Source organism: Rhodomicrobium sp. R_RK_3, assembly GCF_002198715.1.
Classification (GTDB): domain Bacteria; phylum Pseudomonadota; class Alphaproteobacteria; order Rhizobiales; family Rhodomicrobiaceae; genus R-RK-3.
This window is the reverse complement of record NZ_MWLK01000033.1, coordinates 15,917-39,025: the sequence shown is the minus strand read 5'-3', so window position 1 is coordinate 39,025 and position 23,109 is coordinate 15,917. Positions and strand designations below refer to the sequence as shown.

Sequence of the window (23,109 nt, the reverse complement as noted above, 5' to 3'; positions counted from 1 at the left end):
GCTCAGCAACGACTTTTACTGACGATTTTTGCAGTCTTTTTTATGATGATCTACGGTCATATGATTACGTTTCGTTATACTGTGTGAAGCTGTGTACACGCTAATGTATAGTTGCAGATTTACATCAATCGAATACTGTCCGCCACAATTGCGATGCTGCACCGCACAAATCCAGTTGACGACGGCGGGTGCCGTGAACATAGTGCGAACATGAACGCGCCCATGCCACCCGTCAAAGATGCTGCCGAGCTGGAGCAATGGCGCCTCTGTGCCCGCAGATATCGCGACCACATGCGGGGCGGCTTCGGGCATCAGCGGGCTCTGGACGCTCTGGTGGCCCGGATGGTCGCCGACGACGAAAGGATGGCCAGGACGCTCGCCCGTGCCACTGCGGAAGCCGCCATCAGCTGGACCAGAGAGCATCACCCGGACTATTTCGCCGGTTGCGAGTAGAACGATGCCTGTGTGTCATGGCAGCTTGGGTCGACCTCACCGGCGTGCGCTTCGGGTTGCTCACGGCCATCGAATACCATCCGGGCAAAATTCGTGTCCGTCGCGGCATCTGGCGGTGCCGGTGCGATTGTGGAGCTGAGGTTTTCCGAAGCGCCAGCACGCTGAAGCGCGGGGATAGCCGGTCGTGCGGGAATTGCGCCCGGCGCTGGAGCAGGCATGGTGGGTCCCGGCACCCGATCTACCGGATCTGGCTGGCCATGCGAGCCAGGTGCCGCAATCCACGGGATTCGAATTATCATAACTACGGCGGCCGAGGCATCACGGTCGATCCGCGCTGGGAGGACTTCGCGGCATTCCGTGATGACATGGGCGACCGACCCGCTGGCGCCGACCTCGGGCGGATCGACAATGACCTGGGCTATTCGAAATCAAATTGCCGATGGGAGTCGCGGCTGGAGAACGCCAACAATCGGCGGGACAACCGCCCCATCAGCTTCGGCGGCGAAACGCTCACGCTGAGCCAGTGGGGTCGGAAGACCGGCGTCGGCAAGACTGCCATCGCCCAGCGACTGCGGCGCGGCTGGAGCGTTGAGAAGGCGCTGACGGTGCCGTTGAAGAAGCTGCGGTGAAGCGCATAGCCAGCGCCATGAAGCCGTCCTCGGTCATCCAGAACATGGGCTGTTCCTTGCCCCTGTCGTCTTCGTAAGTATCTGGGATGTATGGATTTTCTGACGGCTCAAAATTGAGCCGCGAGATTTCCGGGTCGGCCGGCTCATTGTCGATGATGAGTTGGACAAGCAGCCGACTGCGCAGGGCAGGCGAAGTGACTTCGACCGGAGTTCGGGCGAAGTCTGGAACCAGGATGCGGCAGCTTACGCCCGCTGCATCCACCACCGCCTGAGCAGGCTCCCGGCCGCGTACAGCACGGTGATCGTCATGATCCGGCCGACCCACAGGGCGAGCTGCCAATCGCCGTTCATCGGCTTTCCATGTGTCTCCTCGTAGGTGGCGACTGCGAAGATGAACAGGCCAGAGGCGATCACGGTCACGATGACCGATGCCCAGCCGAGATCCCGTGCTGTCGAGGGCATGAAGGCTCCGGCACCCAAGCCGAGCGCGATGTGAAGCGGATCGAGGAAACCGACCGCGAAGATGATGAGGATGTTGGTCACGACCATTATTCGCCCTCCACGTCGACGATCCTGAGACCCGGCACCCGCCCGCCGCCGTGCGGGATGGGAATGGGTGGTGCCGGCGGAGGCAGCTGGACGGCCTCTGATGGCTCGTCCTGGGGGCTCGTGACCGCGCTGAGTGCGGTGAGCGCGTCATCCAGGAAGATCAACAACTGGCTCAGGACGAGGGTGTCGGCCAACTTCGATTCTGCGATCAAACCAGCTGTGGCGATGGCGGATTCGAGGGCGATGGACGCCTCTCGAACGTGCATGAAAATCCTGTCCTGCTCCATGTTGCTACGTTTTAACCCCCATAGGATACAAAATAGGACGGTGCCGATATGTTTCGATATTATATAATTCAAGTTAGCACACCAAAGTTGGTGCGCTAGCAGTTTCTATGTCGATACGGTTTGGTGATGACAGGATTCACCAGACCCAAGCAGGCGCAGACTAAGGACAAGCGGAGCTTTCCCTTGAACGTGAGGGTCTCGGATAAAATGCTGGAAGCGCTGAGGGCTCATGCCGTCCGCGAGGAGCGGACCGTGTCAAATCTGGCTGGCCGCATCCTAAATGAATGGCTGACCGCCAATGAACACCTCCTGCCTAAGGAGCAGGAGGAGCCGAAGAACGGCTGACGACCGATAGGCTGGCGGTGCGCGCTGGGCGCAGGGCGGCGCCGGGGATCATCAGCGCCTTCTTGATGCTGGTCCGGTCAGCGAACCCTGCATCGGTAATGGCGCGAGACAACGCATTCGAGCTGGCCGGAGCCAGCCCATGCGCTTCCGCATCGGCCCTGTAGGCATCCAGGAAAGCCGCCCAAGGCGTGCTGACGGCCTTCCGCGCCGAGACGCGACCGCTCACCCACTCTTTCGGGCAAAGCTCTGACGGCGGCTCGACCGCCATTTCTGGCTCGATCTCGATGGTAATCGATGCATTCGGGTCGATTAATGGCTGTGAAATGGGTTCCGAGGCCGGCGTCGGCACCGCCACCCTTGGCTTCATCTCGGCCGCGATGCTCAGGAGCTGGCTGCTGCACCCCTCCAACATCCCGGAGATGATGAGCGCCAGAACGACGAGTACGGTGAATGAATCGATGCCGAGCTTTTTGCCGACCGTCTCCGCGAAGACATTGTTGCTATCAGGCCCGCCGCTTCCCGTCGGCACCTTAGCTTGGGCGTCCTTAAGCTCGGCGTTCAGCTTATCCAATTCCTCGCGGTTGGTGCGCTCGCCGGTCAGGTTGAGATAGGCTTTGCAGAAGTCGACGCTGGCGGGTGCCGTGTCGTTCGTGCATTTGTTCGACCGATCCTCGCCGGTGAAGATCGGATCGCGCTCGGCGGTGCTGATGAGGCCGTTGAGGGTGCCGAGCGGTCGAGGCTCGGCTTTCTCCAGCGGCTCGATCAGCCTCTTGATTCGGGCGACTTCGGCCTCGGCTTTGGCGACTTCCTTCTGTGCTGTATTTGCAACAGCCACATCAGTAGCCTTCACCGTCAGCAGCAGGCCGGTGTGCGCGATGAAGCTCAGAATGGCTAGAAATAGATAGAAGCATCTGGTTTTGAAGGCGGCCCGAGCGGACAAATAAAGAGCTGCCGTGGGCAGCATGAATTTGGCCAGGTCTGCTGCGCCAAAAGATGCGGCATAGACCCCCCGTTCCCAGCCATGCGTCAGGCTCCAGCCAAAGGCTGAAGTCATTGCCACGCTTACGATTCCTATCGTAACGGCAACGATCACCAGCACGATCTTGATGGCCTGGACCATCATACTCCCTCACGCCAATTCGGCAGCCATTCGCGCGCCCATTAATGGGTCCGAATCGATGCAAAAATGGCGGCAAGATCGATCTATAAAAGGCGACCGAAAAAAAGTCAAGAAAGTTTCAAGATAGATGTTGACGCTATTCACTCAAGATGCTATGTAGATGCATCTTGAACGATCTATACAGGCGGTCGTCATGAAGGTGATTGCGATGGCATCGAGCAAGGGCGGGGTAGGGAAATCCACACTGGCTGCGGCGCTTGCCGTCCACGCCGCCAATGACGGAAATACTGTACTCTTGATCGATCTCGATCCGCAGCAGTCCACGCGGGCATGGTGGAGCCGCGCTGGCGGTCCGACCAATCCTCAGCTCGTCGGCGGCGTGCCGCTGACCTCTGAAGCGCAGAAGCGGATCGAGCGCTTCGACATCCGTGCGGACTATCTGATCGTCGATCTGCCGGGTTCCATGGTGCAGGTGATCGAGGACGCGGTCAATGCGGCCGACGCCATTGCCCTGGTCTCCCAGGCGTCGCCGAAGGATCTGGAGGGTCAGGCTGCGCTGGAGGGCATCGTCGACAAGCTTGGGAGGCGCGTCGCGGTGCTCTATGTCCTCAACCGGGTCGACAAGCGGTCGAAGCTCGGGATGGAAGCCCAGATGCTGCTGGCGAGCCGGAGCACTCGGTTGCCGGTCAGCATCACAGAAAGTGTGTCCTACGTGCGTGCCGACACCAGCGGGAAGACGGCACCCGAGATCGACAAGGCGGCTGCCGAAGAAATCGCCGTCTTATGGAAAGCATTGAAGGGGATCGCAAATGACAGCCGAGAAGCCGAACCTGCCAATCGACTTGTCCAAGAGCCCGGCGGACGCGCTGAAGCAGCGAAGCCAGAAGGAAGGCGAGGCGTTCGGAGTGATCGACTGGCGAAACAGGGGACGTAAGAGCCGCCGCGACCACAATGTCATGGTCAAGACGACCATGGAGAAGCGGAAGCAGTTCCAGGACTTGTCGGACCAGCTGGGCAAGAGCTTGACGGTCATTTTCGAGATGGCCCTTGACGCGCTCCAGGAAAAGTTAGACGCAAAGAAATAGACGAATTCGCCGGTCGAGCGCGGATGCGCTCCTGGCACACGATGCATCGAGAGAAGTTTGTTTGGGGAAACCATGCCTTTAGCTTTTGTAGAAGGAACGTGGTTTCGATGTTGGAAAGACCCTTTACCGTCGAGCAGCTTGCTGATCGGTGGAGCTGTTCAAGGAGCTACATCTATAAGCTTATCGCCCTGGGAGAGCTGAAGGCTTTCCATCTCGGCGGTGTTTTGAAGCGTATTTCGTATGAAGAGGTGCTGCGGTGGGAGCGAGGCGAAAACGGCCAGCATTCAAGCCTTACGCCGTCGGAGAATACCGACTTGGCTGGCTCCTCGACCAGTTCTGTGTCGTCTGGTACGTCAACGGCCAAAGGCGGCGCCATCGACTTGGAATTGCAACGGAAGCGGAAGCGCGAACAGAGCTTCATGCGTTCGCGCGGTCGCACCTGAAGCTGACTGGCGAGCCGGTCGAGACCTTCAAGGCTCTCCACGCCCAGTACACCGCCTATTGCAAGCAGGAAGGCAAGGACGCCGAGCGGCCGCGCCACGTCTATGCGCGCATCGGCGAGACCTTCGGGCATCTCCGGCCGGTCGACATCACCCGGAAGATTTGCCGCGAGTACGAAGCGATGCGGGCGGCGGCGGGCAAGAAGCCGCACACGATCTATGGCGAGCTGAACATGGTCCGCACCGTCGTGAACTGGGCGGCCAAGAACAAGCTGATTAAGCTGGAGGAGCTGCCCTCGATCTATGTGCCCAAGATGCCCGGGCCGCGTGACCGGCACCTGACACGGGCTGAGGTCGAGACGCTGATCGATGCGGCAGAGATGCCACACATCAGGCTCTTCCTGATCCTGGCGCTGACGACGGCGGCGAGGAAGACTGCAATCCTCCAGCTCACCTGGGATAGGGTGGATTTTGCTCGTGGGCTGATCCAGCTCCACGATCCTGGGCATGACGGCGAGAGGAAGGGGAGAGCACTGGTGCCGATGAATGATACGGCTCGGGCGGCACTCCTGGAGGCAAAGGCGGGCGGCGTGTCGGAATTCGTCATCGAGTGGGCGGGCGGCCCGGTTGGAAATGTGAAGCGCGGCGTGTCGACCGCATTCGTCAAATCCCGCCTGAAGGTCAAGGGCGATGGCGCCCACGTTCTTCGCCACACGGCGGCGGTGCTGATGGCCGAAGATGGGGTGCCGATCCCCGAGATCGCCCAGTACCTGGGCCACTCAGATCTGCGCACCACCTATAGGACCTATGCGCGCTTCAGCCCAGGCTATCTCAAGAAGGCGGCAGGCTCGCTGGAGCTGCCTGTTCATCTTCGAGTAAGTGACCGCGGGTCGCGTTGAACCAGCACAGAGGATGAACCGGCGCGACGACGTGAATTTAGTTGACTGGATGGAACGACAAACGGAGTAGAAAGAGTGAACAAAGCCCGAAAGACGGGCGGTCACATCCTTCACACGCGCAGGGTCAGTGGTTCAATCCCACTAGCGTCCACCATTTCCCCGCCGGCCTCTAATTCCGCAGCGATGAGAATGCCCAAGTCGCACCGGGCGGCGCCGCTTGCCGTCGGCAATCGCGTTGCCGCCGGCCCCGACTTCCGACAGCGGACTGCCCCGCTTTTAAGCAATGGCCATGGGCGTTTGCCTGCCCCATGCTCAGTTCCGTCTAATGCATTCCGGGGCCAGGAAAGCCGCTTGCAGCCCCGTCGCGATCACGTATCCTGCAGGCTCCCGCATCAAATGGAAAGCCCACGGAGTGAATGTTTCGCCGCAGGCTCAGGCCAGCGCCAAAGCAACCGTCCTGGAGGTCCGTGACCTCCGAACGATTTTCCGTTTCCGTGGCGGCACCCTATGGGCGGTCAATGGCGTCAGCTTCAGCCTCGCGGCGGGCGAATTGCTCGGCGTCGTCGGCGAGAGCGGGTCCGGCAAGAGCGTCACCATGATGTCGCTCATGAAGCTGCTGCCGATGCCGCCTGCCGAGATCGTCTCCGGCTCGGTGCGGCTCGGCGAGCGCGAATTGCTCGGCATCGATCCAAAAACCATGCGCGAGGTGCGCGGCGGCGAGGTCGGCTTCATCTTCCAGGACACGATGACCGCGCTCAATCCCGTATTCACCGTGGGCTATCAGATCATGGAGCCGCTGCGCGCCCATCTCGGGCTCAGCCGCAAGGCCGCCAGGGCCCGCGCCGTGGAGCTGATGGCGCTGGTCGGCATTCCGTCGCCCGCCGAGCGGCTGGACGACTATCCGCATCAATTCTCCGGCGGCATGCGCCAGCGGGTGATGATCGCCATCGCGCTTTCCTGCGACCCGAAGGTGCTGATCGCCGACGAGCCGACCACCGCGCTCGACGTCACCATCCAGGCGCAGATCGTTGAGCTGGTGAAGTCGCTGCGGCGCGAGCTGGGCATGGCCATCATCTGGATCACCCACGATCTCGGCGTGGTCGCCGGCCTCGCCGACCGCGTGCTGGTGATGTATGGCGGGCTGGTCGTCGAGCACGCGCCGGTGGACAGCCTCTATGCCCGGCCGCAGCATCCCTATACGCGGGCGCTGCTCGAGACGCTGCCGCGCGCCGATACCGAGAAGGCCGGGCGTCTAAAAAGCATCGGCGGCCAGCCGCCCAACCTCCTGGCTCCGCCGCAATCCTGTCCCTTCGCGCCGCGCTGCGCCTATGCGTTCAGCCGGTGCCACAGCGAGAACCCGCCGCTCTTTGCGCTTGGCGGCGGGCATGACGTCGCCTGCTGGTGGGATATCGACCAGGGAGCGCCGCGCCGCGATGCTTGACAGCGCGAAGACCCGCCCGGAGCAAAGCCGCCCGCGCGGCGGCGATCTTCTGCGCATCGACGGCCTCACCATGCATTTTCCCATCACCAAGGGCATGTTTCGTCGGCAGGTCGGCACCATCCGCGCGGTCGATGGCATCAGCTTCGAGATCCCGCGCGTGCAGACGCTGGCCCTGGTCGGCGAGAGCGGCTGCGGCAAGTCCACGGCCGGCCGCACCATCTTGCGGCTCTACGATCCGACCGGCGGCCGCATCGTCTTCGACGGCACGGAGATCACCGGCATGGCCGGCGAGACCTTGCGCCGCCTGCGCCCGCGCATGCAGATGATCTTCCAGGACCCGCAGGCCTGCCTGAACCCGCGCATGACCGTTGGCTCGATCGTCGCCGAGCCGCTGGCCGAGCACGGCGTCGCCAAGGGGCGGCGACGACGAGACCGCGTGCGTGAATTGCTGAACGCCGTCGGCCTCAATCCGAAATTCGCCGACCGCTACCCGCATGAATTCTCCGGCGGCCAGCGCCAGCGCATCGGCATCGCCCGCGCCATCGCGCTGAACCCCGACTTCATCGTCTGCGACGAGCCGATCGCCGCGCTCGACGTCTCGATCCAGGCCCAGGTGGTCAACCTGCTGCAGGATTTGCAGGCGCAGCTCGGCCTCACCTATCTGTTCATCAGCCACGACTTGTCGATGGTGCGCCATATCGCCGACCGGGTGGCGGTGATGTATCTCGGCAAACTCGTCGAGCTGGCGCCGCGCCGCGCGCTCTATGCCGCCCCGCTGCATCCCTATACGCAGGCGCTGCTCTCGGCGATCCCTATCCCGGAGCCCGAGGCCGAGCGCCGCCGCACCCGCATCATTCTGAAAGGCGACGTGCCGAGCCCCGCCAATCCGCCATCCGGCTGCCGCTTCCGCACGCGCTGCCCGGTCGCCTTCGACCGCTGCGCGGTGGAGGAGCCGGCGTGGCGCAAGCGGGACGGGGAGCGGTGGGTCGCCTGTCACCGGGTTGAATAGCACGACAAGAGCAGGAGCGATGTGATGATGAAATGGCACGGGGCTATAGGCGCGGCGGCGGCAGCGGTGCTGACGATCTCGCCGGCGGCGGCGCAGCGCGGCGCGGATGGCGAGGTCAAAATCCTCTATTGGCAGGCGCCCTCGATCCTCAACCCCTATCTGTCGAGCGGCGTGAAGGACGTCGAGGCGTCCTCGGTCGTGCTCGAGCCGCTCGCCAGCTATGACGAGAAGGGCGACATGGTCGCGCGCCTTGCGGTCGAGGTGCCGACACTCGCCAATGGCGGCATGGCGGCGGATCTGAAATCCATCACCTGGAAGCTGAAGCCGGGCATCACCTGGTCGGACGGCACGCCGCTGACCGCCGAGGATGTGGTGTTCACCGCCGAATATTGCATGGCGCCGGGGGGCGGGTGCAGCAAGCTCTCGGCCTTCACCGATGTCGAGAAGGTCGAAGCGGCCGATCCGCTGACGGTCAAGATCAGCTTCAAATCCGCCAAGCCCTTCCCCTACGGACCCTTCGTCGGCGGCGAATCGGCGATCCTGCAGAAGGCGCAGTTCAAAGACTGCCTGGGCGCGAAAGCCGCGCAATGCACCAAGGAGAATTTCGCCCCCATCGGCACCGGACCGTTCAAGGTGGCCGAATTCCGGGCCAATGACAGCATCCGCTATGTCGCCAACGACAAATACCGCGATCCGGCCAAGCCCGCCTTCGCCAGCATCTATATGAAAGGCGGCGGCGATCCCGCGTCCGCCGCGCGCGCGGTGCTGGAGACGGGCGAGTTCGACTATGCCTGGAACACCCAGGTCGAGCCGGAAATCCTCGAGCGCATGGCCAAGGCCGGCAAGGGCGAGGTCATCACCGCTTTCGGCAATTATCTGGAGCGGATGCATCTCAATTTCACCAATTCCCGCCCCGAGGCGGGAGACAAGCGCTCCGTCTATGGCGACGGCAGCAATCCGCATCCGGTGCTGAAGGACCCCGCCATGCGCCGCGCGCTGGCGCTCGCCATCGACCGCCAGCTCCTGGTCGATACCGGCTATGGCGCCTCGGGCCGGGTGACCTGCAATATCGTTCCCGCGCCCGAAGTCTATACGTCGACCGCCGTCGACTGGTGCAAGACGCCGGATATCGAGAAGGCCAACAAGATCCTGGACGAGGCCGGCTGGAAGAAGGGCAGTGACGGCATCCGCGTGAAGGATGGCGTGCGCGCCTCGCTGCTCTACCAGACCTCAACCAATTCCGTGCGGCAGGCGACGCAGGCGCTGATCAAGCAGATGTGGGGCGACATCGGCGTCGCGACGGAGCTGCGCAACATCGCCGGCTCGGTGTTCTTCGGCGCCGATCCGTCCAGCCCGGACACCAGCCAGAAATTCTTCGCCGATATCGAGATGTTCGCCTGGACCTATGTCGGCACCGATCCCGAGACCAATCTGGGCGGCTCGACCTGCAAGGAAATCCCCGAGCCGAAGACCAACTGGCTCGGCACTAATTTCTCGCGCTATTGCAATCCGGCCTATGACAAGCTCGCCGCCGAGCTGGCGCAGACCGCCGATCTGGCCGCGCGGGCGGCGCTGGTGAAGAAGATGAACGACATGCTGGTCGAGGACGGGGTGATGATCCCGCTGATCTATCGCGGGCGCATCTCGGCCATCAGCAACAAGCTGGCCGGCCATCGCCACAATGCCTGGGACGTGGAACTGTGGAACGTCGCCGACTGGACACGGAAGAAATAGCCGCGGCGGACGACTTGCGACGCGGCACCACCTCTCTGTTTCCACGCAGAGGCCGCATCCGGTCCCCTCTCCCATGGGGAGAGGGACCAGGGTGAGGGGGTAATGCCCATCCGTGTGGCGACGTCCGTCCTACCGATAGGGATTACCCCCTCACCCCAGCCCTCTCCCCATGGGAGGGGGAGCGATCGTGCTGGAGGCAGCGCGGTCAATCGGGCCCTCCTGCCGTTTCGGGGGGCACACTTACAGTCGGGTTTCTCATGCTCCGATACACGCTCAGACGCCTGCTCCTCGCGATCCCCACGCTGCTGGTGATCAGCTTCGTCATTTTCGCGCTCTTGGACCTTGCGCCGAACGACCCGACCGCCAACCTGCCGACCACCATCCCGCCCGAAGTGCGCGAGCAGATCCGGCTGTCGCTCGGCCTCGGCGAGCCGTTCCTCATCCGCTATCTCAAATGGCTGTACCAGTTCTTCGTCAACGAGCCGCTGAACCTGTTGCAATCGGCCTTCGGCATCGAGATCGGCGATGCCAGCGAGCGGCTTCGCCTGCGCTCCTGGACCACGCGCAGCCCCATTGTCGACCTGATCGTCGAGCGCGCGCCGCAGACGCTGACCGTCGTCGGCCTCGGCTATCTCACCGGCATCCTGATCGCCCTGCCGATCGGCATTATCTCGGCCTACCGCAAATATTCCTGGTTCGACCAGATCGGCACGCTGGTGTCGATGATCGGCTTTTCCGTGCCGACCTTCTTCACCGGCCTGCTGCTCATCATCATCTTCAGCGTCAACCTGAACTGGCTGCCCTCGATCTACGACACTTCGCTGCGCGTCACCGACTGGGGAAGCTTTACCGCCCAGCTCAAGCAGATGGCGATGCCGGTCGCGGTGCTCGGCCTCTATAATGCGGCGCAGATCAGCCGCTTCATGCGCGCCTCGATGCTGGAGAATTTCGGCCAGGATTATGTGCGCACCGCCCGCGCCAAGGGCATGAGCGAGCATGTGGTGATCTTCGTCCATGTGCTCAGGAACAGCCTGATCCCGGTCGTCACGGTCATCGCGCTCGGCGTGCCGCAAGTCTTCGGCGGGGCCATCATCACCGAGCAGATCTTCCGCATCAACGGGCTCGGCGAATTGCTGATATCAGGCATCCAGAGCGCCGATATTCCGCTGGTGCAGACGCTCACCTTCATCTTCGCGGTGCTGATCGTCACCTTCAACCTGATCGCCGACATCCTCTACGGCATCCTCGACCCGAGGATCCGCTATGAGTGAGCTCGACCTCATCGCACCGCGCGCGGACGAGGCGGCCGAGCCCGCCGCCCTGGATCAAGCGCACCGCTCGCTCTGGTCCGATGTCCGGCGGCAGTTCCTGCGCCATCCGGGCGCGCTCGTGGGCATGATCGTGCTCGCGGCCATCGTGCTGATCGTGCTGGCCGGGCCGTATCTGTGGACGGTCAGCCCGGACCGTATCAACCCGCGCATCGCCAATCGCGGCATGAGCCTCGACCATCCGCTCGGCACTGACAATCTCGGCCGCGACCTCTTCGCCCAGGTCATGGCCGGGGGCCGCGTCTCGCTCGCGGTCGGCATCTCGGCCATGCTGATCGCCGTCACGCTCGGCACCACCATCGGCGTGCTCGCGGGTTTCTTCCGGCGGCTCGACGGCATTCTGATGCGCATGACCGAGCTGTTCCTCGCCCTGCCGATCCTGCCGCTGCTCTTGGTAATCATCCTCTTGTTCCGCGACGTGCTGCGCGACCTGTTCGGCCCGTCCGCCGGCATCTTCCTGCTGATCGTCTTCGTCATCGGCATCACGAGCTGGATGCAGACGGCGCGTGTCGTCAGGGCCGAAGTGCTCGGCGTGAAGGAGCGCGATTTCGTGCTCGCCGCCCGCAGCATCGGGGCGCGGCCGTATAAGATCATCTTCCGCCATATCCTGCCCAACGTGCTCAGCCCGATCATGGTGTCGGGCACGCTCGGCGTCGCCTCGGCGATCATCATCGAGTCGGCGCTCTCCTTCCTCGGCCTCGGCTTCCCGCCGGACTTCCCGACCTGGGGGCGCCTCCTCTATGACGGCGCCAATTACATGACGCTCAACCCCTCGCGGGTGATCTGGCCGGGCCTCGCCATCTCGCTGACCGTGCTCAGCGTCAATTTCATCGGCGACGGCCTGCGCGACGCGCTCGACCCGCGTCTGCGGAGCTGATGGGCGCGGGGCATCACCGCTCCGCCAGCAGCTCGGCCTCGGCCGCCAGCCGGTCCAGCAGCTCGACGCGCCTCGGCTCGGGCGTGTCGGCGGGAATGACGAAGCAGAGCGTCGTGCGCGCGATCCCGGCGCGGTCGCGGATCGGGGCGGCGAGGCAGTAGGTGAACGGATCGGCGAGGCCTGTGGTGGCGCAGCGGCCGGTGGCGCGGGCGCGGGCGACATCGGCGAGGAAGCTTTCCACCGCCAGGGTACGCCCGTCCGGCAGCCGAAAATCCTCCGGCGGCACGAAGGCGCGGATCTCCTCGGGGCTCATATGATCGAGCAGCAGGCGGCCCGAGGCGGTCCACGGCGCGGGCACCTCGACGCCGATATCGGTGGTGATGCGGAACAGGCCGGCGCCGTCGCGGCTGTCGATGACGGTGTATTTGTTGCCCCTCAGCCCGCAGAACTGCGTCGTCGCGTGGGTCTCCGAAGCAAGGCGCTCCATCACCTCACCGACGCGGCGGAACAGGGGATTGGCGTCGGCATAGGCGCGGCCGAACAGATGCGCGGCGCGGCCGAAATAGATCTCGCCGCCTGGGCCGCAGGGCTCCAGGATCTCGGCTTCGACGAGCCTTGCGACGATCTCGTAAGTGGTCGAGCGCGGCGCGCCGATCCGCCGGGCGAGATCGCCGATCCGGGTCGGCTTGTGCTCGCGCAGCAATGCCTCGAGCAGGCTGATGACGCGGTCGATACCGCGCTGCCGCTCATGCGCCACCTTCGGCGCGGCGGATTGCGCGCTTTGTCCGTTCAATGCCATTGTCTTAGCCCGCCCCATTCGACCTCCGGCATCATCCGCGACGCAACCCCTTGCGCAAACGATTAAAGCCAAATACGCTCAATTTGTCTGAAATAAAAGACAAATGTCCGGGATATCAGACAGATCTTGGTGGGCCAAACTTTTGGGGGCTGTCATGACAAGCAGGTTGCAGAAATTCGCAGGCATGCTGGGGCTGGTGATCCTCAGCGCGGCCATCGCCGCTCCGGCGGGCGCGCAGAGCAAGCTTCAGGAAGTGCTCGGGCGCGGAAAGCTGATCGTCGGCACCGGCAGCACCAATCCGCCGTGGCATTTCAAGGATGAGAAGGGCGAGCTGGTCGGCTATGACATCGACATCGCCAAGGTGATCGCCAAGGGCCTGTTCAACGACGAGACCAAGATCGAATTCGTCACCCAGGCGTCGGATGCCCGCATCCCCAACATCACCACCGGCAAGGTCGACATCACCTGCCAGTTCATGACCGTGACCGCAGCGCGCGCCCAGCAGGTCGCCTTCACCATCCCCTATTACCGCGAAGGCGTCGGCCTCCTGCTGCTGAAGGGCGGCAAATATGCCGATTACGAGGCGCTGAAGGCGGCGGGCGGCAAGGTGACGATCTCGGTGCTGCAGAATGTCTATGCCGAGACCATGGTGCATAAGGCGCTGCCGGAGGCCAAGGTCGACCAATATGACAGCGTCGACCTGATCTATCAGGCGCTGAATTCCGGCCGCGCCGACGCCGCCGCCACGGACGCCTCGTCGCTGCGCTGGTTCATCAAACAGAACCCCGGCCGCTACCAGGATTCCGGCTATGGCTGGGAGCCGCAGACCTATTCCTGCGCCGTGCGCCAGGGCGATCCGGACTGGATCAATTTCGTCAATATCGCGCTGCGCGAGGCGCTGACGGGCGTCGAGTTTGACACCTATAAGGCTTCGTTCGAAAAATGGTTCGGCGAGACGCCGCCCGCGCCGAAGATCGGCTTCCCGTCCGAGCTGCGCTGAGTTCCGGGGACGATGGGCTACACGCTGCATTTCGGTGTGGTCTGGGCGAGCTTCGACAGGCTGCTGTCGGGGCTCGCTCTGGGCCTCGGCCTCGGGCTCGCCGCCGTCGCCATCGGCGCGGTGATCGGGCTCGCGGCCGGCTTCGCCAGCGTCGGCCCGTCGCCCTTCTGGCGGCGCGCTGCCGGTCTCTATGTGACCGTGTTCCGCAATTTGCCGATCCTGGTGATCGTGCTGGTGGTCTATTTCGGCCTGCCGCAATGGGGCATCCGGCTGGACAAGGTCGAAAGCTTCGTCGCCTCGCTCGCCGTCTATGCCGGCGCCTATCTCACCGAAGTCTTCCGCGCCGGGCTGCTGGCGGTGCCCAAGGGAGTCATCGAAGCGGGGCGGGCGATCGGCCTCACCCGGCTGCAGACCAACGCCTATGTCGTCGCGCCGATCATGGTCCGCAACGCGCTTCCCGCCCTTGGCACGACCTTCATCTCGCTGTTCAAGGACTCATCCATCGCCGCCGTGATCGCCATCCCGGAACTCACCTTCGAGGCGCGCAAGATCAACGTGGAGAGCTTTCGCGTCATCGAGACCTGGACGGTGGTGAGCCTGCTCTATGTCTCGACCTGCCTCTCCATCGCGGCGCTGCTGCGGGCGCTCGAGCGGCGCTTTCCAAAATTCTAGGCGGGCGCCATGGATTATTTCCTGCATGAACTCTGGATCTCCCGCTTCGCTTTGGCGGAAGGGTTTCTGCGCACCATCGAAATCTCCGCGCTCTCGATCACCCTCGGCACGCTGGCGGGGCTTCTCATCGGCATCGCGCTGACCTATGGGCGGCTGCCGCTGCGCCTCGTCTCGCGCGCCTATGTCGACATCATCCGGGGCACGCCGGTGCTCGTGCTGGTGCTGGCCTGTTTCTACATGCCGTCGGTGTTCCGCGTCAGCCTCGAGGCGCTGACGGCGGGCGTGCTCGCGCTGACGCTGTTCTGCGCGGCGCATATGGCCGAGATTTTGCGCGGCGCGCTCGCCGCCATCCCGCCCGGCCAAACGGAAGCGGCGCGCTCCATCGGCCTGACTTTTCCGAAAATCCTCGCCTATGTGCTGCTGCCGCAGGCGCTGCGCGCCATCCTGCCGACCTGGATCAACACCGGCGCGGAATTGGTGAAAGCCTCGACGCTCGTTTCCATCATCGGCGTCGGCGAGTTGCTGCTGAAGACGCAGGAGATCGTCGGGCGCAATTTTCTCACCCTGGATTTCTACCTCGTCGCCGGCCTGCTCTATCTGATCGTCAATTACAGCATCGAGCGGCTCGGCAAGACCATCGAGCGGCGCGTCACCCAGCCCTGAACCCGAGATAAGGCCCATGCAACCGCTGCTTCAGATCAAGGCCCTGACCAAGCGCTTCGGCGCGCTGGACGTGCTGAAAGGCGTCGATCTCGACGTGCATCAGGGGCAGGTCGTCTCGGTGATCGGCTCCTCCGGCTCCGGCAAGACGACGCTCCTGCGCTGCGTCAACCTGCTGGAGGAATTCGACGGCGGGGACATCCTGATCGATGGCGAGGCCATCGGCTACCGCACCGAAGGCCAGCGCCGCCGCCGGCTGAAGGACCGCGACTTGTCGCGCCAGCGGGCGATGACCGGCATGGTGTTCCAGTCCTTCAACCTGTTCCCGCATCTGACGGCGCTCGGCAATGTCGCGCTCGGCCTCATCAAGGTGAAGGGCATGGCCAAGGCCGAGGCGCGCGCGCTCGCCGCCGACTGGCTCGGCCGGGTCGGCCTTGCCGGGCACGCCGCGCATTATCCGAGCCAGCTTTCGGGCGGCCAGCAGCAGCGCGTCGCCATCGCCCGCGCCCTGGCGATGAACCCGAAACTCGTGCTGCTTGACGAGATCACCTCCGCGCTCGACCCTGAGCTGGTGCAGGAGGTGCTGCAAACCGTCAAGCTGATCGCGGGCGAGGGCGCGACGCTCTTGATCGTCACGCATGAGATGCGCTTTGCGCGCGACGTCTCCCACAGCGTCGTGTTCATGGAGAAGGGCCGCATCGCGGAAGCCGGGCCGCCCTCGGAGATTTTCAACAATCCGCGCAGCCCGCGCCTGATCGAATTTTTGCGCTCGTCGCGGGACTGACCGGCGCACGCACGGACCCCCACAATAAGGAGACGCCTATGACACCGGAAGAAAAGCTCGCCTCGCTCGGCCTCACCCTGCCGAATTCGCCCCAGCCCATGGCCAATTACGTGCCCTATCGCTGGGCGGGCAATCTGCTCTATCTCTCCGGCCAGGGCCCCCGCCGCGCGGACGGCACGCTCTGCACCGGGCGGCTGGGACGCGACACCTCGATCGAAGAGGGCTATGATCATGCGCGCCTCACCGGCCTGTCGCTGCTCGCCACGGCAAAGGCCGCGATCGGCACGCTGGGCCGCATCGAGGCGGTGATCAAACTGCTCGGCATGGTCAATGCGGAGCCCGATTTCGGCGACCATCCGAAGGTCATCAATGGCTGTTCGGATCTGTTCGTCGATGTGCTGGGCGATGCGGGCCGGCACGCTCGCTCGGCGGTCGGCATGGGCAGCCTGCCGGGCGGCATCAGCGTCGAGATCGAGGCGATTTTGTTAATCCGGCCATGAAGCGCGGGAGGCTGACATGAGTATCGAGACCCTGAAGGCGGAGATCGCGCGGCGCTACGGCACGCCCTCGCTGGTGATCGACCTGGACATCGTCGAGCGCAACATCGCCCGGCTGCAAGCGCGCTGCGATGCGGCGGGCGTCGCCAACCGCCCGCATATCAAGACGCATAAGAGTCCCGTGCTCGCCGCCATGCAGCGGGACGCCGGCGCGAAGGGCATCGCCTGCCAGAAGCTTGGCGAGGCGGAGGTCATGGCCGATGCCGGGCATGACGACATCCTGATCACCTACAACATCCTCGGCGAGGAAAAGACCGGACGCCTCGGCAAGCTGGCGGGCCGGGTGAAGATGACGGTCGCGGCCGATAGCGCCGTCGTGGTCGACGGCCTGGCGCGGGCGGGCGAGATCGCCGGACGCCCGCTCGACGTCATCGTCGAATGCGACACCGGGCGGGCCCGCGCGGGCGTGGTGACGCCGCAGGAGGCCGTCGCGCTCGCCGAGCGGATCGCGTCGCATCCGAGCCTCGCCTTCGCCGGCTTCATGCTCTATCCGCCCGAGAACGGCGTCGCCGAGACGCAGAGCTTCCTCGACACGGCGAAGGCGGGCGTGCGCGCGGCCGGCCTCGAGCCCCGCGTTGTCTCATCCGGCGGCACGCCGAACCTGCCCAATCTGGGCAAGATCGAAGGGGTCACCGAGCACCGCGCCGGCACCTGCATCTTCAACGACCGCATGATGATGGCGGCGGGCGTCGCCTCGCTCGAAGACTGCGCCCTGAATCTCTACGCCACGGTGGTGAGCCGCGCCGCGCCCGGCCGCGGCATCCTCGATTCCGGGTCGAAGACGCTGACCAGCGACAGCGGCGGCCTCGACGGCTTCGGCCTGATCCTGGAACACCCGAAGGCGCGCATCGCCAAATTCGCCGAGGAGCACGGTTTCCTCGACCTGACGGCCTGCGAGCAACCTCCTGAGATCGGCGATGTCGTGCGCATCATCCCGAACCATGTCTGCGTCGTGGTGAACATGCAGGACCGCTACATCACCGTGCGCGGCGACGAGATCATCGGCGAACTGCCGGTCGCGGCGCGCGGCAAGCTGCGCTGAGTCCCGCAAGGCGGGCGGGCCGGCAACCGCCTTCGCTCGTTCCGCCTTGCGCAGTTCATCAATTCTGCTTCGGAATAGATCAAGCACGGATCGCCAAGCCATCTGATCCTTTTATCGTGCCGGCCTATCGCGGCATGATTGGCAATCATGGGGAACAGCAATGGTTATGCGGCAGCTTATTGCATGTCTCGCGCTATCCGCGACGGTCCTGGCCTCTCCGGCGCTGGCCGATGACCCGGCGGCTTGCGCAAAGCCTCGCTTCTCCGATGTCGGCTGGACCGATATCACCGCGACGACCGCCATCGCCGAAGTTATCCTCAAAGGGCTCGGCTACAAGCCCAATATCACCGTGCTGTCGGTCGCCGTCACCTTCGAGGCGCTGAAGAACGGCGACCAGGACGTGTTTCTCGGCAATTGGATGCCGGTGCAGGAGCCGACCCAGGTCCCGCTCGTCAAGGACGGCAAGATCGACATCGTCACGACGAACCTCTCCGGCGCCCGCATCGGTTTCGCCGTGCCCAAGGCGGCCTATGACGCCGGCTTGAAGACCTATGCCGACATCGCCCGTTTCAAGGATCAGCTCGGAGGCAAGCTCTACGGCATCGAAGCGGGGAGCAGCGCCAACGCCACCATCGCAAAAATGATCCAGAGCAACGCTTTTGGCCTCGGCGGCTTCAGCTTGGTGGAGTCCAGCGAACAGGCCATGCTGGCGCAGGTCAAGCGCGAGATCGGCCAAGGCAAGCCGATCGTGTTCTTCGGCTGGCGCCCGCATCCGATGAACGTCAACCTGCCGATCGCCTATCTCGAAAAGGGCGATGACGTGTTCGGCCCCAATGATGGCGGCGCAACCGTCGTGACCCTGACCCGCAGCGGCTATGCCAAGGCGTGCCCCAATATCGGGCGGCTGCTGTCCAATCTGGTGTTCGACGTCGCGACGGAGGACAAGCTCATGAGCAACATCCTCGACGACAAGATGCAGGCCGATCAGGCTGCCAGCGCCTGGATGAAGGCCCATCCCGATGTGCTCGCCCGCTGGCTCGACGGCGTGACGACGCTCGACGGCAAGCCCGGGCTCGCCGCCGTCCGTGCCCAGATCGGCTTATGAGCGGGCGCTGCGCCGGGCCTGCGACGGGGACAGGCCGAATTGCCGCCGGAAGGCGCGCGACAGCGAGGCGATCGCGGAAAAGCCCGTGCGCACGGCGATGTCGGCGACCGGCAGGCTGGTGTCGAGCACCAGCCGCCGCGCCGCGTGCAGGCGCAGCGCCAAGTAATAGGCGCCCGGCGAGGTGTTCACCACCCGCAGGAACAGCATCTCGAGCCCGCGCGGCGAGATGCCGATGCGGCAGGCGATCGCCGAGATGGTCAGCGGCTGGTCGATATGGGTCTCCATGATGCGGATGGCTTCGGCGACGCGGGGCTCGTGGTCGCGGATGCGTCCGAGCGAGACGATGGGCTGCACGTCGGCGCCGCTGCGGGCTTCCTCGTAGATGTAGAGGCTCGCGACATTCAGCGCCGCGGAATAGCCGGTCCGCGCCTTGATGAGCGCCAGCATGCAGTCGAGCGCGGGCGTCGCGCCGCCGGTGGTGAAAACCGTCTTGTCCACCACCCAGCGGTCGGGGCGCACGTCCACATTGGGAAAGCGCGCTGCGAAATCCTCGAGGTCTTCCCAATGGGTGGTGGCGCGCCGGCCGTCGAGGAGACCGGCAAAGCCGAGCAGCCAGGGGCCCGATTCGATGCCGCCGACAATGGCCGAGCGCTTTGCCCCCGCGCGCAGCGCGGCAAGCGTCTTCCGCGTCGCATAGGAGGTGACGTCGAAGGCCGCGATCACGATCAGCGCGTCCTGCCGCCCGCTTGCATCGAAGGCGCCGTCGATGGGAATGGGCAGCCCGCAACTGGCGACCGCGTCGGCGCCGTCCATCGAGACGAGCTTCCAGCGGAAGGCGGGCCGGCCGAGCACCCGGTTGGCGCCGCGCATCGGGTCGAGCGTGGCGGCGAAGGACAACAGCGAAAAGCCCGAGAACAGGAGCAAAGTAACGTCCAGCGGCTCATCGGACTGCGTGAATATCATCGCTTCGCAAAATGAAAAACCAGCCTCGCAATCAGCACTGCACGGCTGGGGTTTTCGGTCAAGCATGTCCCTTGCAACAAGGAGGCCAGAATGCCGCTGTCGATGAACCGCGATGTCTTCATCACTTGCGCCGTGACCGGGGCGGGCGACACCGCCAAGCGCTCGCGCCATGTGCCGGTCACGCCCGCCGAGATCGCGGCGTCGGCCATCGACGCGGCCAGGGCGGGCGCGGCGGTCGTCCATTGCCATGTGCGCGATCCTGAGACCGGGGCGGCCTCGCGGCGGCGCGACCTCTACCGCGAGGTCACCGACCGCATCCGCTCGGCCGATGTCGATGTGGTGCTGAACCTGACCGCGGGAATGGGCGGCGATCTCGTCTTCGGCGATGTGGAGCGGCCGTTTCCGGTCGATGCAGCCGCGACCGACATGGCCGGCGCGACCGAGCGCGTCGCCCATGTCGCCGAGTGCCTGCCCGAAATCTGCACGCTCGACTGCGGCACCATGAACTTCAGCCTCGGCGATTACATCATGACCAACACCCCATCGATGCTGCGCGAGATGGCGCGGCAGATGGCGGCCCTGGGGGTGCGCCCGGAGATCGAGGTTTTCGACACCGGCCATCTCTGGTTCGCGCGCCAGCTCGTCTCCGAGGGGCTGATCGCGGACCCCGTGCTGGTGCAGCTCTGCATGGGCATCCCCTGGGGCGCGCCCGACGACCTCAACACCTTCATGGCCATGGTGAACAACATTCCCGCGGACTGGACCTTTTCGGCCTTCTCGATCGGGCGCAACGCGCTGGCTTATCCGGCGGCGGCGGTGCTGGCGGGCGGCAATGTCCGCGTCGGCCTGGAGGACAATCTCTATATCGGCAAGGGGGAGCTGGCGACCAATGCCCAGCTCGTCGAGAAGGCGGCGAGCGTCGTGACCAACATGGGCGCGCGCATCGTCGGACCGCAGGAGGTCCGCGAGAAACTGAAGCTTCAGAAGCGCTGACGGAGGCAACGTCCATGGTCGAGAAGAACAATGCCGCACGCCCCCTGTCGCGCGCGGCCTGCATCGGCGGAGGCGTGATCGGCGGCGGCTGGATCGCACGTTTTCTGCTGGCGGGCGTCGATGTGGAGGTGTTCGATCCCCATCCGGAGACACCGCGCATCGTCGGCGAAGTCCTCGCCAATGCCGAACGCGCTTACGCCATGCTGACGGATGCTCCCCTGCCGAGGCGCGGCGCGCTGCGCTTTCGGGCCAGCATCGCGGACGCCGTCGCGGAGGCCGAATGGATCCAGGAAAACGTGCCCGAGCGGCTGGACATCAAGCAGCGCGTGCTGGCCGAGATCGACGCCGCGGCGCCCGCCAGCGCGCTGATCGGGTCCTCGACCTCCGGCCTGCTGCCCTCCGATCTGCAGAGCGGGCTGACGCATCCCGAACGCCTCTTCGTCGCCCACCCCTATAATCCCGTTTACCTGCTGCCGCTGGTCGAGTTGGTCGGCGGCAGGGCCACCTCCGCGGAGACGCTGGCGCGCAGCCGGGCAATCCTGGACGCCATCGGCATGAAGGGCGTCGTCATCAGCCGCGAAATCGAAGCCTTCGTCGGCGACCGGCTGCTGGAAGCGCTCTGGCGCGAGGCCCTCTGGCTCATCAAGGACGACATTTGCGACGTGGAAACGCTCGACAATGTCATCCGCTATTCCTTCGGCCTGCGCTGGGCGCAGATGGGCCTGTTCCAGACCTACCGCATCGCGGGCGGCGAGGCGGGGATGCGGCATTTCCTGGCGCAGTTCGGCCCCTGCCTCAAATGGCCGTGGACCAAGCTGACCGACGTCGTGGATCTCGACGACGCGCTCATCGACAAGATCGCGGCGCAATCGGACGCCCAGGCGGCGGGCCTGTCCATCCGCGATCTGGAGCGCATCCGCGACGGCAATCTCGTCGAGATCATCAAGGCGCTGAAGGCGGGCGACAACGGGCGCGGCTGGGGCGCGGGCCGTCTGCTGGCCGATTTCGAGCGCCGCCTGGAAAGCCTCGCCGCCGCGCCGGAGATCGAGATCGAAAAGCCGCTCCGCTTGCTGGAGACGACCGTTCCCCCTGCCTGGATCGACTATAATGGCCACATGACCGAACACCGCTATCTCGAGGTCTTCGGCAAGACGACGGATGCGCTGCTGCGGCTGATCGGCGCCGATCTCGACTATGTGGCGGGCGGTCACAGCTACTATACGGTCGAGACGCATATGCAGCATCTCGGCCAGGCGCGGCTCGGCGACCGGCTGGCCGCCACCTGCCAGATCATCGCGGCGGACGAAAAGCGCATCCACGTCTTTCAGCGCATCTTTTCCGGCCAGTCGGAGCAGCCGATCGCCACGGCGGAACAGATGCTGCTGCATGTCGACAGCAAAGCGGGGCGCGCCTCGCCCGCGCCGTCCTCGATCCTCGACCGGCTGATGCCGATCGTCGAGGCGCACGCCGATCTAGAACGCCCGGCGGGGCTGGGACGAAGCATCGGCGCAAAACGCTGAAGGCGGCAGGGGGCGAGTGCGCCACGAGGCAGTGGCTTCGGACGGGACGCATTACCCCCGTAAACCAATCCGCAGCCAAATTCCCTCTCCCATGGAAGACCTTTGCAAAACTTCGATTCCTTCGCCCCGGCCGTTAGAGCCGGGGCCCACTCGCCTCTCCACTTGCCGCAGCAATAGCGGAAATATGATTGGGTCCCGGCTCGGCCTGACGGCCGTCCGGGACGACGGGGAGAGGACCTTCGATACGCAAAGGTCTCCATGGGGACAGGGTTAGGGTGAGGGGGTAATCCCTCTCGGTAGGAACAGGCGTTGCCTCATGGAGAGGCATTACCCCCTCACCCGGCGCGCTGACGCGCGCCGCCCTCTCCCCATGGGAGAGGGCCACGCTGCGGCGGTTTCGGTGGCGGAAAATCGTCGCGGCGCTCAGGGCGAATTCATCTCATGCGATCCCGCTCTGGCGGCCCGATGCGGATCGGCGCAGCGCAAGCAGGTCGGGCCACGAGGGGAAAGCGCGGAAGGGCATAAAGTCGGACGCGACCAGACTTTGGTCTCAGGTCCTTCGGTCCTGACTTGCGGGGCCGACTGGCGGTCCCGGCTCCCTCCGAGGCAGTACCGGCGCGCCGGATGGCTGAATGGAGAGTACGTATGAGTGGAGATTCTTCGCCGGACAGGACGCGAATTGGCGGCTTCCAATCCCCCTCAGACGAAATCCCCGCGAAGGCGGGGATCCAGTATTCACAAACTCGAAATTGGCGTTCTGCGTCACCTCAAACGCTGCAGCGTACTGGATCCCAGCCTTCGCGCGGATTTCGGAAAAC

24 protein-coding genes are annotated in these 23,109 nt (G+C 64.5%); 19 read left to right on the top strand and 5 right to left on the bottom strand.

Annotated elements, in window-relative coordinates:
- Nucleotides 1–111: 111 nt before the first annotated feature.
- Together BLEFHOIH_RS19705 and BLEFHOIH_RS26380 are read left to right on the top strand one after the other, a co-directional pair.
- Nucleotides 112–453, top strand: a complete 342-nt coding sequence (locus tag BLEFHOIH_RS19705; protein WP_125461809.1) for a hypothetical protein — start codon at nt 112–114, stop codon at nt 451–453.
- Nucleotides 454–470: 17 nt separating this feature from the next.
- Nucleotides 471–1,082 (top strand): hypothetical protein, encoded by a 612-nt coding sequence (locus BLEFHOIH_RS26380; RefSeq protein WP_125461808.1) that lies wholly within the window; start codon nt 471–473, stop codon nt 1,080–1,082.
- Between the two features lie 243 nt (nt 1,083–1,325).
- Here BLEFHOIH_RS26380 and BLEFHOIH_RS19695 read toward each other — a convergent pair whose 3' ends face one another.
- Nucleotides 1,326–1,631 (bottom strand): hypothetical protein, encoded by a 306-nt coding sequence (locus BLEFHOIH_RS19695; protein ID WP_088347748.1) that lies wholly within the window; start codon nt 1,629–1,631, stop codon nt 1,326–1,328.
- Nucleotides 1,631–1,918, bottom strand: coding sequence for a hypothetical protein (locus tag BLEFHOIH_RS19690; RefSeq protein ID WP_088347747.1), 288 nt, complete (start codon nt 1,916–1,918; stop codon nt 1,631–1,633). The genes BLEFHOIH_RS19695 and BLEFHOIH_RS19690 overlap by 1 nt, the downstream gene beginning before the upstream one ends.
- Nucleotides 1,919–2,044: 126 nt before the next feature.
- Here BLEFHOIH_RS19690 and BLEFHOIH_RS26375 point away from each other — a divergent pair, with 126 nt between their 5' ends.
- Complete coding sequence (locus BLEFHOIH_RS26375) at nt 2,045–2,263, top strand: hypothetical protein (RefSeq protein WP_088360747.1); 219 nt, start codon at nt 2,045–2,047, stop codon at nt 2,261–2,263.
- Here BLEFHOIH_RS26375 and BLEFHOIH_RS19685 read toward each other — a convergent pair.
- Nucleotides 2,232–3,383, bottom strand: coding sequence for a hypothetical protein (locus tag BLEFHOIH_RS19685; protein ID WP_125461807.1), 1,152 nt, complete (start codon nt 3,381–3,383; stop codon nt 2,232–2,234). The two genes, BLEFHOIH_RS26375 and BLEFHOIH_RS19685, sit on opposite strands and share 32 nt — an antisense overlap.
- 193 nt (nt 3,384–3,576) lie before the next feature.
- Between BLEFHOIH_RS19685 and BLEFHOIH_RS19680 the strand changes: the two genes are divergently transcribed.
- From BLEFHOIH_RS19680 to BLEFHOIH_RS19645, 7 genes are all read left to right on the top strand, one after another.
- Nucleotides 3,577–4,317: a ParA family protein gene (locus BLEFHOIH_RS19680; protein WP_170937272.1), complete on the top strand. Its 741-nt coding sequence runs from the start codon at nt 3,577–3,579 to the stop codon at nt 4,315–4,317.
- Nucleotides 4,318–4,724: 407 nt separating this feature from the next.
- Entirely contained in the window at nt 4,725–5,807 is a 1,083-nt protein-coding gene (locus BLEFHOIH_RS19670; RefSeq protein WP_088347743.1) for a site-specific integrase, read from the top strand.
- Nucleotides 5,808–6,264: 457 nt separating this feature from the next.
- A complete protein-coding gene (locus tag BLEFHOIH_RS19665; RefSeq protein ID WP_245297115.1) occupies nt 6,265–7,248 on the top strand; it encodes an ABC transporter ATP-binding protein in 984 nt (327 codons plus the stop codon).
- Nucleotides 7,241–8,257 carry a dipeptide ABC transporter ATP-binding protein gene (locus BLEFHOIH_RS19660; protein ID WP_088347741.1) on the top strand — a complete coding sequence of 339 codons (1,017 nt, stop codon included), beginning with the start codon at nt 7,241–7,243 and terminating at the stop codon, nt 8,255–8,257. The genes BLEFHOIH_RS19665 and BLEFHOIH_RS19660 overlap by 8 nt, the downstream gene beginning before the upstream one ends.
- A gap of 27 nt (nt 8,258–8,284) precedes the next feature.
- Nucleotides 8,285–9,991: a peptide ABC transporter substrate-binding protein gene (locus BLEFHOIH_RS19655; RefSeq protein WP_088347935.1), complete on the top strand. Its 1,707-nt coding sequence runs from the start codon at nt 8,285–8,287 to the stop codon at nt 9,989–9,991.
- Nucleotides 9,992–10,248: 257 nt separating this feature from the next.
- Nucleotides 10,249–11,262 (top strand): ABC transporter permease, encoded by a 1,014-nt coding sequence (locus BLEFHOIH_RS19650; protein WP_088347740.1) that lies wholly within the window; start codon nt 10,249–10,251, stop codon nt 11,260–11,262.
- Nucleotides 11,255–12,196: an ABC transporter permease gene (locus tag BLEFHOIH_RS19645; protein WP_088347739.1), complete on the top strand. Its 942-nt coding sequence runs from the start codon at nt 11,255–11,257 to the stop codon at nt 12,194–12,196. The genes BLEFHOIH_RS19650 and BLEFHOIH_RS19645 overlap by 8 nt, the downstream gene beginning before the upstream one ends.
- Nucleotides 12,197–12,209: 13 nt before the next feature.
- Here the strand turns inward: BLEFHOIH_RS19645 and BLEFHOIH_RS19640 are convergent, their stop codons facing one another.
- Nucleotides 12,210–12,995, bottom strand: a complete 786-nt coding sequence (locus BLEFHOIH_RS19640) for an IclR family transcriptional regulator (RefSeq protein WP_088347738.1) — start codon at nt 12,993–12,995, stop codon at nt 12,210–12,212.
- Between the two features lie 184 nt (nt 12,996–13,179).
- Between BLEFHOIH_RS19640 and BLEFHOIH_RS19635 the strand changes: the two genes are divergently transcribed.
- The 7 genes from BLEFHOIH_RS19635 (at nt 13,180) to choX (ending at nt 18,815) form a co-directional block, all read left to right on the top strand.
- Nucleotides 13,180–13,995, top strand: a complete 816-nt coding sequence (locus tag BLEFHOIH_RS19635) for a transporter substrate-binding domain-containing protein (RefSeq protein WP_245297112.1) — start codon at nt 13,180–13,182, stop codon at nt 13,993–13,995.
- Between the two features lie 12 nt (nt 13,996–14,007).
- Nucleotides 14,008–14,667, top strand: a complete 660-nt coding sequence (locus BLEFHOIH_RS19630; RefSeq protein ID WP_088347736.1) for an amino acid ABC transporter permease — start codon at nt 14,008–14,010, stop codon at nt 14,665–14,667.
- A 9-nt stretch (nt 14,668–14,676) separates the two neighbouring features.
- Complete coding sequence (locus BLEFHOIH_RS19625) at nt 14,677–15,330, top strand: amino acid ABC transporter permease (protein WP_088347735.1); 654 nt, start codon at nt 14,677–14,679, stop codon at nt 15,328–15,330.
- A gap of 16 nt (nt 15,331–15,346) precedes the next feature.
- Entirely contained in the window at nt 15,347–16,111 is a 765-nt protein-coding gene (locus BLEFHOIH_RS19620; RefSeq protein ID WP_088347734.1) for an amino acid ABC transporter ATP-binding protein, read from the top strand.
- Between the two features lie 38 nt (nt 16,112–16,149).
- Nucleotides 16,150–16,611, top strand: coding sequence for a RidA family protein (locus BLEFHOIH_RS19615; RefSeq protein ID WP_088347733.1), 462 nt, complete (start codon nt 16,150–16,152; stop codon nt 16,609–16,611).
- Nucleotides 16,612–16,627: 16 nt separating this feature from the next.
- Nucleotides 16,628–17,710: a D-TA family PLP-dependent enzyme gene (locus BLEFHOIH_RS19610; RefSeq protein WP_088347732.1), complete on the top strand. Its 1,083-nt coding sequence runs from the start codon at nt 16,628–16,630 to the stop codon at nt 17,708–17,710.
- 166 nt (nt 17,711–17,876) lie between these two features.
- Nucleotides 17,877–18,815, top strand: a complete 939-nt coding sequence (gene choX / locus BLEFHOIH_RS19605; protein WP_348626059.1) for a choline ABC transporter substrate-binding protein — start codon at nt 17,877–17,879, stop codon at nt 18,813–18,815.
- Here the strand turns inward: choX and BLEFHOIH_RS19600 are convergent.
- Nucleotides 18,810–19,778, bottom strand: a complete 969-nt coding sequence (locus tag BLEFHOIH_RS19600; protein WP_088347730.1) for a GlxA family transcriptional regulator — start codon at nt 19,776–19,778, stop codon at nt 18,810–18,812. The two genes, choX and BLEFHOIH_RS19600, sit on opposite strands and share 6 nt — an antisense overlap.
- A gap of 90 nt (nt 19,779–19,868) precedes the next feature.
- Here BLEFHOIH_RS19600 and BLEFHOIH_RS19595 point away from each other — a divergent pair, with 90 nt between their 5' ends.
- Entirely contained in the window at nt 19,869–20,771 is a 903-nt protein-coding gene (locus tag BLEFHOIH_RS19595) for a 3-keto-5-aminohexanoate cleavage protein (RefSeq protein ID WP_088347729.1), read from the top strand.
- A gap of 14 nt (nt 20,772–20,785) precedes the next feature.
- Complete coding sequence (locus BLEFHOIH_RS19590) at nt 20,786–22,291, top strand: carnitine 3-dehydrogenase (RefSeq protein ID WP_088347728.1); 1,506 nt, start codon at nt 20,786–20,788, stop codon at nt 22,289–22,291.
- Nucleotides 22,292–23,109 lie beyond the last annotated feature (818 nt).

Excerpts from the sequence above, each read along its gene's own strand:
- BLEFHOIH_RS26380 (WP_125461808.1), top strand. The coding sequence starts at position 471 with ATGGCAGCTTGGGTCGACCTCACCGGCGTGCGCTTCGGGTTGCTCACG.
- BLEFHOIH_RS19695 (WP_088347748.1), bottom strand. The coding sequence starts at position 1,631 with ATGGTCGTGACCAACATCCTCATCATCTTCGCGGTCGGTTTCCTCGAT.
- BLEFHOIH_RS19690 (WP_088347747.1), bottom strand. The coding sequence starts at position 1,918 with ATGGAGCAGGACAGGATTTTCATGCACGTTCGAGAGGCGTCCATCGCC.
- BLEFHOIH_RS26375 (WP_088360747.1), top strand. The coding sequence starts at position 2,045 with ATGACAGGATTCACCAGACCCAAGCAGGCGCAGACTAAGGACAAGCGG.
- BLEFHOIH_RS19685 (WP_125461807.1), bottom strand. The coding sequence starts at position 3,383 with ATGGTCCAGGCCATCAAGATCGTGCTGGTGATCGTTGCCGTTACGATA.
- BLEFHOIH_RS19680 (WP_170937272.1), top strand. The coding sequence starts at position 3,577 with ATGAAGGTGATTGCGATGGCATCGAGCAAGGGCGGGGTAGGGAAATCC.
- BLEFHOIH_RS19660 (WP_088347741.1), top strand. The coding sequence starts at position 7,241 with ATGCTTGACAGCGCGAAGACCCGCCCGGAGCAAAGCCGCCCGCGCGGC.
- BLEFHOIH_RS19655 (WP_088347935.1), top strand. The coding sequence starts at position 8,285 with ATGAAATGGCACGGGGCTATAGGCGCGGCGGCGGCAGCGGTGCTGACG.
- BLEFHOIH_RS19650 (WP_088347740.1), top strand. The coding sequence starts at position 10,249 with ATGCTCCGATACACGCTCAGACGCCTGCTCCTCGCGATCCCCACGCTG.
- BLEFHOIH_RS19645 (WP_088347739.1), top strand. The coding sequence starts at position 11,255 with ATGAGTGAGCTCGACCTCATCGCACCGCGCGCGGACGAGGCGGCCGAG.
- BLEFHOIH_RS19640 (WP_088347738.1), bottom strand. The coding sequence starts at position 12,995 with ATGGCATTGAACGGACAAAGCGCGCAATCCGCCGCGCCGAAGGTGGCG.
- BLEFHOIH_RS19635 (WP_245297112.1), top strand. The coding sequence starts at position 13,180 with ATGCTGGGGCTGGTGATCCTCAGCGCGGCCATCGCCGCTCCGGCGGGC.
- BLEFHOIH_RS19630 (WP_088347736.1), top strand. The coding sequence starts at position 14,008 with ATGGGCTACACGCTGCATTTCGGTGTGGTCTGGGCGAGCTTCGACAGG.
- BLEFHOIH_RS19625 (WP_088347735.1), top strand. The coding sequence starts at position 14,677 with ATGGATTATTTCCTGCATGAACTCTGGATCTCCCGCTTCGCTTTGGCG.
- BLEFHOIH_RS19620 (WP_088347734.1), top strand. The coding sequence starts at position 15,347 with ATGCAACCGCTGCTTCAGATCAAGGCCCTGACCAAGCGCTTCGGCGCG.
- BLEFHOIH_RS19615 (WP_088347733.1), top strand. The coding sequence starts at position 16,150 with ATGACACCGGAAGAAAAGCTCGCCTCGCTCGGCCTCACCCTGCCGAAT.
- BLEFHOIH_RS19610 (WP_088347732.1), top strand. The coding sequence starts at position 16,628 with ATGAGTATCGAGACCCTGAAGGCGGAGATCGCGCGGCGCTACGGCACG.
- choX (WP_348626059.1), top strand. The coding sequence starts at position 17,877 with ATGCGGCAGCTTATTGCATGTCTCGCGCTATCCGCGACGGTCCTGGCC.
- BLEFHOIH_RS19600 (WP_088347730.1), bottom strand. The coding sequence starts at position 19,778 with ATGATATTCACGCAGTCCGATGAGCCGCTGGACGTTACTTTGCTCCTG.
- BLEFHOIH_RS19595 (WP_088347729.1), top strand. The coding sequence starts at position 19,869 with ATGCCGCTGTCGATGAACCGCGATGTCTTCATCACTTGCGCCGTGACC.
- BLEFHOIH_RS19590 (WP_088347728.1), top strand. The coding sequence starts at position 20,786 with ATGGTCGAGAAGAACAATGCCGCACGCCCCCTGTCGCGCGCGGCCTGC.